This window comes from Polynucleobacter sp. 39-46-10 (assembly GCF_002282275.1).
Genome location: NZ_NCJB01000109.1, coordinates 1 through 8,319, shown reverse-complemented (window position 1 = coordinate 8,319; position 8,319 = coordinate 1). Strand labels below are relative to the sequence as shown.

At 34.0% G+C, this 8,319-nt stretch carries 11 protein-coding genes; 6 read left to right on the top strand and 5 right to left on the bottom strand.

Translation table 11 applies throughout. The features are described 5' to 3' along the window. Positions 1-27 precede the first annotated feature (27 nt). Positions 28-2,853: a DNA methyltransferase gene (locus tag B7X71_RS09790; protein ID WP_293600629.1), complete on the bottom strand. Its 2,826-nt coding sequence runs from the start codon at positions 2,851-2,853 to the stop codon at positions 28-30. 130 nt (positions 2,854-2,983) lie between these two features. Here B7X71_RS09790 and B7X71_RS09785 point away from each other — a divergent pair, with 130 nt between their 5' ends. Genes B7X71_RS09785 through B7X71_RS09775 form a run of 3 tightly spaced genes read left to right on the top strand, consistent with a single transcriptional unit; the run spans position 2,984 to position 4,190 of the window. Then, positions 2,984-3,265, top strand: coding sequence for a hypothetical protein (locus tag B7X71_RS09785; RefSeq protein ID WP_293598158.1), 282 nt, complete (start codon positions 2,984-2,986; stop codon positions 3,263-3,265). Positions 3,266-3,270: 5 nt separating this feature from the next. Then, a complete protein-coding gene (locus B7X71_RS09780) occupies positions 3,271-3,639 on the top strand; it encodes a hypothetical protein (protein WP_293598157.1) in 369 nt (122 codons plus the stop codon). Between the two features lie 2 nt (positions 3,640-3,641). Then, on the top strand, positions 3,642-4,190 hold the full coding sequence (locus tag B7X71_RS09775; RefSeq protein WP_293598156.1) for a hypothetical protein: 549 nt from the start codon (positions 3,642-3,644) through the stop codon (positions 4,188-4,190). A 2-nt stretch (positions 4,191-4,192) separates the two neighbouring features. On the opposite strand, the gene B7X71_RS09770 is transcribed toward B7X71_RS09775, so the two are convergent. Together B7X71_RS09770 and B7X71_RS09765 are read right to left on the bottom strand one after the other, a co-directional pair. Beyond that, positions 4,193-4,861 (bottom strand): site-specific integrase, encoded by a 669-nt coding sequence (locus B7X71_RS09770; protein ID WP_363926913.1) that lies wholly within the window; start codon positions 4,859-4,861, stop codon positions 4,193-4,195. Between the two features lie 325 nt (positions 4,862-5,186). After that, positions 5,187-5,816, bottom strand: a complete 630-nt coding sequence (locus B7X71_RS09765) for a hypothetical protein (protein WP_293598155.1) — start codon at positions 5,814-5,816, stop codon at positions 5,187-5,189. Positions 5,817-5,960: 144 nt separating this feature from the next. Between B7X71_RS09765 and B7X71_RS09760 the strand changes: the two genes are divergently transcribed. From B7X71_RS09760 to B7X71_RS09750, 3 genes are all read left to right on the top strand, one after another. Next, positions 5,961-6,404, top strand: a complete 444-nt coding sequence (locus B7X71_RS09760) for a DUF6641 family protein (RefSeq protein WP_293598154.1) — start codon at positions 5,961-5,963, stop codon at positions 6,402-6,404. Between the two features lie 67 nt (positions 6,405-6,471). Next, complete coding sequence (locus B7X71_RS09755) at positions 6,472-6,621, top strand: hypothetical protein (protein ID WP_215275362.1); 150 nt, start codon at positions 6,472-6,474, stop codon at positions 6,619-6,621. Beyond that, the gene (locus B7X71_RS09750; protein ID WP_293598153.1) at positions 6,622-6,795 is read left to right on the top strand and encodes a hypothetical protein; all 174 of its coding nucleotides are present in this window, start codon (positions 6,622-6,624) and stop codon (positions 6,793-6,795) included. Here B7X71_RS09750 and B7X71_RS09745 read toward each other — a convergent pair. Continuing rightward, the gene (locus B7X71_RS09745; RefSeq protein WP_293600627.1) at positions 6,782-8,065 is read right to left on the bottom strand and encodes a site-specific integrase; all 1,284 of its coding nucleotides are present in this window, start codon (positions 8,063-8,065) and stop codon (positions 6,782-6,784) included. The two genes, B7X71_RS09750 and B7X71_RS09745, sit on opposite strands and share 14 nt — an antisense overlap. A gap of 160 nt (positions 8,066-8,225) precedes the next feature. Then, positions 8,226-8,319, bottom strand: a 94-nt coding sequence (locus tag B7X71_RS09740) for a hypothetical protein (RefSeq protein ID WP_293598160.1), incomplete at its 5' end; no start/stop codon positions are given.

Below are 8,319 nucleotides of genomic sequence, written 5' to 3'. Positions count from 1 at the left end.
TAGGACGCATATTATTGATAACCATTGTTAAATTAGATTAGATTGTGCATCATCTTGTTTCTTGGCACGTTTTTTCTTTGCAACAGTTGGTGGTAATAAACTTGTTAATTCCTCATAACGCTTAAACAAGAAAGCAACTCTACTTGCATCATCATCAGCTCCCATATATCCATAAGCCTTATCAACAGCTTTATTATTTGCTTCGTGTGCTTTAACAAGTTCAATTGGCATTGTTAAGGGGTCATATAATTCAGCTAAAGATGCATTTGGATAAAGGTTTCTTGCATCTAAAATTGCTTGCCCACTTAACGATAAGTTGGCTTTCTGCTCTTCAGTGCTATTAATATCCCACACAAAATTGTTATATACAACAGTATTTGAATAGCGATAACGGCTTTCTAATCTTCCACAAATTATTCTTACCCAAGCCATATGCATTTTACTTGTAAGAACAGCAAATTCTTTAACTGTAGCGTTAGGTAACATAAATGAAGCATTACTACATATAACATCACCACTTAAATAACCAATTGGTATGTAATCTCGTCGTTCACTACTATGTATTGGGATAAGCAAATAAGGTTGATTTGATTGACGAATAGAAACAAAAACAGAAGGAGTAGCTACAAAAACAGAAGGAGTAGCTGATGCTGCATTAGCTGCTTTCTGTAAACTATTTTTTCTAAATTCACGCACACTTTCAATGCGTTTAAGTAAAAAATTACTCTTATGTAGTTCAGTTGGATCAGCATTAACAAGCCAAAAACAATAACGTTTAATGTTATTGATGTAGTCATCAGCACTTACAAAACGTTTAATAAACTTGACGCTATAGTCGTTTATAGCAACTAATTTTTTATACTCATCTTCATCTAACAATAAAAAACCACCTTCACGTGGTTCATTACCATAAACTAAATTAGGAACATTACAGATAGGATTAGTTTTTTTATCGATAAGTATTGTTTGTGCATCAAGAAGATATGGATTTATTGTTTTAGCTAATACTATTTCGTCATTTTCCTTAAAAATAAGACGTTGCTTAACATCACAAATACCAAATCCAATAATTACACAGTGAACACCTGCAACAGCCTTTCCTTCATTACTCCAATCAAATGTACGATACGCAAAATGAATATTGATATGTAGAGGCAATAATAAACTCCACAAAACAGCTACTTGCTCTCCTTGTGCAATACTATTTGTAGATACGAAAGCACATTTTGTTTGTTCATTCGATTTTATAAATCTACTTGCTAACACATACCAAGCACAAACATAATCTAATACGCCTGCATTATTACCAACTCCATAAACAATCTCTAAGTCTTTCTTCTGTAATGCAGATTGATGTTTGTAACCAATAAAAGGTGGATTACCAAAAACAAAATTACATTCTTCTGCTTTAACAACATCATTCCAATCAATACGTAATGCATTTCCACAATGTATATGAGGTGTTGTAACTAAAGGAACTGTTGCACGAGTTTTACCAAATTTATTAGCAGCCTCTAAGTTAAGTTGATGATCTGTTATGTATAGTGCAACACGTGCAATATGTGTAGCAGCTTCATCAATTTCTATTCCATAAAACTGTCCAATATTAACGCGACATAATGTTGCTATATCTAATAAACCACCTTGTGCTTGTCCCTTAAAAAATAATTCATTAATAACATCATTCTCAATTCTTCTAATTTCTCTATAAGCAATAACTAAAAAATTACCACAACCACACGCAGGATCAAAAAACTTTAAGGTTGGTAGCTTGTCATATAAAGCTGTAAGTTTTATCTTGCTACCTTTAGCTTTATCAAACTCTTCATATAAGTCATCTAAAAATAATGGTTGTATTACTTTAAGTATGTTTCTTTCACTTGTGTAATGTGCACCTAATTCTCTGCGACTTTCTCTACGATGTGCTGTATCACTTGCACCTTCTTCTAATACAGCTTGAAACATTGCACCAAATATTGCAGGACTAATTCCACTCCAATCAATTTGCACACACTTAATTAAAATTGTGCGTAAGTCAAAGTCAAAATAAGGAGTTTGTATATGATCTGCAAATAAATTACCATTTACATATTCAAATGCTTGTAATGCTTCATCTAAATTAGTTTGTCTGCTATCTTTAGGAGTATTTAGAACTTCAAATAACAAACTTATTGCACTACCTAAATCACTACCATCTTCTTTAGTAGCTTCAACTAAGCGTCTAAATATGCCATCGTCACCAAATATCCCTGTGTCGTCTGCAAACAAACAAAACAATAAGCGTGTTAAGAAACTCTCTAAATCTTTGCCTTTATAGTTTGCCTTAAGTAATGCATCGTGTAACTTAGCAATTTGTTCTGCAGCTTTACGATTGACTGGTAATTCTTCTGTGACAGCTTGAACACGTTTATCAACTAAAAACATAAACCAATCTGCACGTTTATGTAATTCATCTAACTTACAAATTAGTGGCTCTTTAGCGTTGTTTTGTAAGTTATACAACTGAAATGTTTGAAAGTCACACGTAATAATGTATTGGGGCTTTTCAAATTCATTAGCAATTGCGTGGAAATATGCTTGTGCTTGCACATAAGCATCATCTAAGTTTCTACCTAAACTCTTTTGCTCTACCAATAAAACACCTGGAATAAAGCTGTCTATATAGCCACGTGCTCCACCTACTTTTAGAACACGTGCCTCAAACATACTTGCTGAGCTTTTACTAAGCCCAAAGCACATATAAAAATCACGCCAAAATTGCTGTGCGTGTTGTTTCTCATCGCTATCTGTAGCGTGTTCTTTCGCAAATAGCTGTAAGCGTCTGCGAACTTCGTTAATAGTTATATCTGGCATAGGTTACATATTAACTTGTATGGGACTAAGGATAAACACTAATGACTTTATGCAGAATATAGGGATATAAAGCTAATGACAATAGGTTTTATTACTATTCTGTTAAACATAACTACTTGGAGAATTGAGAATGGCTACAAGAGCACCGCGTAAATCACTTTCTGCAGATGACTTAAAGAAGAAACTTGAGGCAGCAAAGGAAGCATTAAAAGTATTAGAAAGACGTGCTTATGCTGGAGAAGTAACAGAAGCAATTAAAAAGTCGAATATCCCTGCTGACTTTAAGAAGATTAAAGATAGTGCAAAAGACGTAAGTGATATAGCAATACTTGAAGCAATTGGTAATGTAATTGGTATTAAGCGTTTGGTAGTTACACAAAGTGAAGTTAAGAAACGTGCAAGTAAGAAGTAATAGCAATGCCACGTAACCAAAGCAAATCGATTGAAGAGCTACAGTTTGAAGCGAAGTTGAAGATTATTGAAGCTAATGAAGATTATGAAACACAGCTTTATTTTGAAACAATGCCAACAATTGATCCTTTATACAAGTATTGCTACACAAGCTCAAACTGGAATATTCCCGTAGAACATCAATCAGTTGATGCTTGGTTACGTGCTGTTATTAAACATATGGCATTACGACTACCTCAACACGGTGGCGAGAAGACTAATGCTTTAATAGTAAGTGTGCATAAGGATTTAGGCAAGTATGAAGATATGTGGATTGACTATGAAACAAAAAAGCTAAGAAAACTTGCTAAGAGTCGCGTTAAGAAAGCAAAATAACTATGTCTGTTAAATGTGCAATTTTTGAGAACACTTCAAATAAAGACAAGCCAACTTATAAAGAACTTGATGAATACTTGGGCAAGGGTTCAAAAGTAATTTATGGTGGTGGAAAACGCAAAAATAAAAATGTTCCATACGCAGATAAACTTTATCAAATAGAAAACGCTTTTAGTAACTTCGAAAAAGTCTTAGTTAATAATCACAGCTATACACGTGAACTTTATCTATTTGAAAGCGAGGCTAATGCAACAGCACTTACCCTAAAGTTTGTAGACAATCTAACTACACATTTTATAGTTGATGATGTTTTAATAGATGAACTAAGTCACTTAACTTGGACACACGGACACTTAGTTAGATTTAAGCGAGAATTAGAGAGCACAATAAAGAGTTTAGATTTTTTTATAGAAAAAGATATTGGCGATGCTAAATTCTATAAATCATTTCCCGCATATACAAAAGCTAATGATAAGTTAGTTATTGAAGTAATGAATGCAACAAAACGTATTGAAGATAACGCTACACTAATACTAAAGTCTGGTTGGTAATACTAATTTAGTAAGTTAATTGCTTTACGTTTCATATCATCGTTACAGTCTATGTAACATTGCACACTACTCAATGCTCTATGTCCACTTAATCCCATTATTACTCTTACTCCAACACCTTTGTTAGCTAAGTTTGTAATAAAGCTACGTCTACCAGAGTGTGAACTTGCACCAGCAATCCCTGCCCTATTAAACAAGTAATGGAAAAATTGGGCTAATGTATTTGGACTGTAGCCATCACTTGCACGTTTTTGACTGTAAAAGAACTTTACATTGGTGTTTAGTGGCTTGTATAACTTAACGTATCTTGTTAATTCCTTATGTAACTTGTCATTAACAAATACAATACGTGCTTCCTTAGTCTTAGTATCCTCTGCACTAAGTCGAATTTCACGTTTAACAGCACCTTCACTATCTACAACATCCTTAAAACGTAAATTAGCAACTTCACTAACACGCATACCAGTATTAAAAATAGTAAAAATCATCGCTCTATTTCGCTCGCTATGCTTTCGTGTTGCTACGTAATCTAAAACTTTACGTATTTCATCATTGTTTAATGTTTTTGCTTGCTTAGACATAGTTTCTTTCCCTAACCAAAGTTTTGCTATGTCTTTAATGTATTTTCTTTGTTTATTTTCTGCGACCTTTTTATTCCAAAAGTTAGTCAATTTGCATTCCTTAATAAAAACATACGGTTACGTCGCTGTATGCTGTGTTTTCTTGCCAAATGTAATACTTAATAAAGAAGATTACATATTGCTATTTAGTTAATTTGTCGTCTAAATCCCACATTTATTAGCAGACTTAATTAAAGCGTCTTAGTGCTGTTTTCTAAGCTCTCTGCTGTGTTTGTATTCACTACCTTGTATTTCTTGCTTATAGCGTTGATTTGAAGCGTTGTGCATTGTAATTAGTAAATTTTAGGTATAGCTTCGCTATTAAGCATTAAATAGTAATGCTTGCTTGTTATCCAAATTGTCCAAATCTGCTTAATTACAAGCTGTTTTCTACGCCAATGTCACTTAAGTAGATTTGGGGTTGTTTAATGCTTTGTATGCGTAAAGCATCTACGTTGCCAACGTTTGCTTCTTTAGTAATGTAGTCAAGCCAGCCATAAGTGTTGCTTAGTGGCTTAATGACTATGCTTTTGTGTGCAAAGTCACAAGCCCACCAAGCTCGTTCTATCGTATTTCGAATGTCAATGTTTTTGGGTAAGTTACCAATTGCTAAGTGTGCGTGTATGCGTTTGTCGCTGTATAAGCCTTCTATGCTTGTAATCATCGTGGGTTTTGAATACGCCTTAGTTGTTGTCCGTTTTGTGTCTTTACCAAAAGCCATATAAGCTAACTTAGCGTAAAAGTAATCCAAAGTGCTTTCTGCCACTTCCTCGTTTAACCATTTCCAATCACCCAAAACCTCACTATTGCCCCAATTCCATCGTTCTGGTTGGTATTTTTGGGCAGACTTAAACACGTTATTTTGGTTTTGGGTGCATTTTTGGTAACTTTTTGGTAATACGTATGCACGTGTTTTGAAAGTAACGGTTACAGCGTGTGTGAGACGTGGACTAAATTGGTTGATAGTTTCTACGTATGCTTGCTTAAGAGCTTGGTTATTAGACATACACTTATTTATGTGTATGTAATAAAACCATTAATTTATTAACGAATTATTAGGTTTTTGGTGAGAATTGGTGGCAGATTTAGGTAGGAATTACTAAAAATCAGCCATAAAGTAAGTATGCCCATTAACTTATAGGAGAAAACGATGAGCATAGTTACAAACTTGAAGTTAATTACTACAGCTAAACGCACAGCTATTTCACCAGTTATGCAACGTCGCTCAAAGCTACTTGCTAAAGTGCAAGAACAGTTGGAATTGTGCGAAGCACAGCGTAATCAACAAACTTATGCACCAAAACGTATTAAAACTATTACTAACAAGGAAACTGGTGAGCGTATGACTGTTGAAACAGTTAAACGTGTTAAGGAATGGTTTTGGATTGCAGAGAATGGCAAGATTAATTTAGCTGTTAAGTATGGTGCAAAGACGTTACCACTTAACAAGAAAGGTGCTAATGCAATTGAATTAACTAATGGAACTGAATTAATTGGAACATTGCATAAGTTGAAAGATGCTGTTGTTGCAGGCGAATTTGACGATGCTATTAGTGAAGTTAGTGATGCTACACGCAAGGCATTTAACAAATAGTGTTGGTTACGTGCCCCATTGTTTTAAGGATTTGGGGCACGTAAATGTAATAAAACTAAATACTGTTATGAAACAGTTTAAGGCTACAGTAAAGGTGAGTGGAGTTTGGATTAATACAATTGTTTTTGCTGATAATAGTGCTATGGCATTTAAGTTAGTGCAAGGACAGTTTGGTGCTGGAAATGTTTTATCACCACCACAGCAAATTGGACATTAAATGCGATTAAAAGAAATTAAACCAAATGTAATAAAACCTTTAACACCTCAACAACAGCGTATTAAGTCTTTACAGCTACAAAAGGATAATGTAGCTAAACAGCTTAAGGCAGAGCGTGATAGGCAGAAGATTGCTAAGGCACAGCAAACTATTAATAGTGTTAAGTTGGGATAAGCAAGCCATCTTTAATAACGTATCCAGCAAATGCATTAGCAATTAACTTAGCATCTGTTGTGTGATAGTAAGTATTTTCTATTTGTGTAGTGCTTGTTCCAGCTATTTCTGCAACTGAAGTAGGAACTAATCCACTATTTACTTTCTGCGTTATGTAATAGTGTCTAAAGCTATATGGCACTATGTTGCGTTTTTCTATATTTTCAATCTTTGCTAATTTGATTATTTTATCAAAGTGATATGCAATAGCACGATTGCTTATTGCTGTATCACCATTAGGACTAAAAATAAGTGTATTAGCAAATTTCTTCTGTTCGTCTTTTGGTTTGGATTTTTGGTAGGCTGTTATTCGTGGATATTGCAACTTAAATAAGTCGTCAAAGTAACCAATATCTTTCTCAACAATTCTTCTTGTTTTATTAACTTTACTAATTTCTGCCCTAACAGTTAGCTTTACTAAGTTGTAGTCTTTTTTTGCTACTTTATGCTCAAACTCTTCGTAATCACTCCACTCTAATTGTATTTGCTCGCCTCTACGTAATCCAAACATTATGCTTATTACAAAGTAATAACCAGCAATAGCCTTTACTAAATTGCCAGTTTCATTAATTCTTTGCAATGCTTCAGCAATGTATTTGTCTAACTCTATTCCTATACGTTTAATCTCGTCATCTGTAAAACTATTACGTCTTAAACTTTCATCTCCCCTATCTACACGCTTTAGTTTTGTAAATTCAAAACTTTCTAAATTAGTTTCCTTATGCTTATAAAGCCATTTCATCATTGCATTAATAGTGCTCTGTTCGTTCTCTACAGTTGTTGCACTTAATGTTTGTTTTTTTGTTTTTCCTTCTACTCTCTTTAAGTAGTAATCTTCGCAATCAGTAATTTGCAATTCTTTTAGCTTAGTGTCACGCTTAATATAATTAAGCCAATGCTCTAAGTGTGTCTTAATAGTGCTAAATCTTCCTTTAGTTATGTTTATATCTATGTCTTTTTCACGTTTAGCCAAATACATAGCAACACCATCTTTAGCTGTTTTACTAAAGTGTGTAATTCCAGCATATTCCTTAGCTTTAAGTTCGTGATAGTGTCCTTCTGCTTTAACTTTAGCTGTGTTTAAGTTTGTAGTTCTTAAGCTAAATCGTGCGTATTTACGCTCTTTAGTAAGCCAATACCTAAAGTGCCAATACTCTCCACGCTTGTAAATTACAGCGTTATCAAATATTGCAACTTCAGTTCCGTTTGTTGTGACTTTTTTGGTTGGCATTTAATTTACGTGTAGCTGTCTATTTTCATAGCTACAAAATTGTGTAACTATTTCAACAACTGTAAATTAAATTTGTAAGAAATACAACGACTTAGTGATTTGTGTGAAACAATTGTGTAACTCGTAAATCGTTATAAATCAACGACTTACAGCAATGTTTTCACTCCCACTCAATAGTTGCTGGCGGTTTTCCGCTAATGTCGTAGACCACGCGATTGATACCACGTACTTCATTAATGATGCGATTCGATACC

Coding starts and splice junctions, on each gene's coding strand:
- B7X71_RS09755 (WP_215275362.1), top strand. CDS start 6,472: ATGAAACAGTTTAAGGCTACAGTAAAGGTGAGTGGAGTTTGGATTAAT.
- B7X71_RS09790 (WP_293600629.1), bottom strand. CDS start 2,853: ATGCCAGATATAACTATTAACGAAGTTCGCAGACGCTTACAGCTATTT.
- B7X71_RS09785 (WP_293598158.1), top strand. CDS start 2,984: ATGGCTACAAGAGCACCGCGTAAATCACTTTCTGCAGATGACTTAAAG.
- B7X71_RS09775 (WP_293598156.1), top strand. CDS start 3,642: ATGTCTGTTAAATGTGCAATTTTTGAGAACACTTCAAATAAAGACAAG.
- B7X71_RS09765 (WP_293598155.1), bottom strand. CDS start 5,816: ATGTCTAATAACCAAGCTCTTAAGCAAGCATACGTAGAAACTATCAAC.
- B7X71_RS09750 (WP_293598153.1), top strand. CDS start 6,622: ATGCGATTAAAAGAAATTAAACCAAATGTAATAAAACCTTTAACACCT.
- B7X71_RS09780 (WP_293598157.1), top strand. CDS start 3,271: ATGCCACGTAACCAAAGCAAATCGATTGAAGAGCTACAGTTTGAAGCG.
- B7X71_RS09760 (WP_293598154.1), top strand. CDS start 5,961: ATGAGCATAGTTACAAACTTGAAGTTAATTACTACAGCTAAACGCACA.
- B7X71_RS09745 (WP_293600627.1), bottom strand. CDS start 8,065: ATGCCAACCAAAAAAGTCACAACAAACGGAACTGAAGTTGCAATATTT.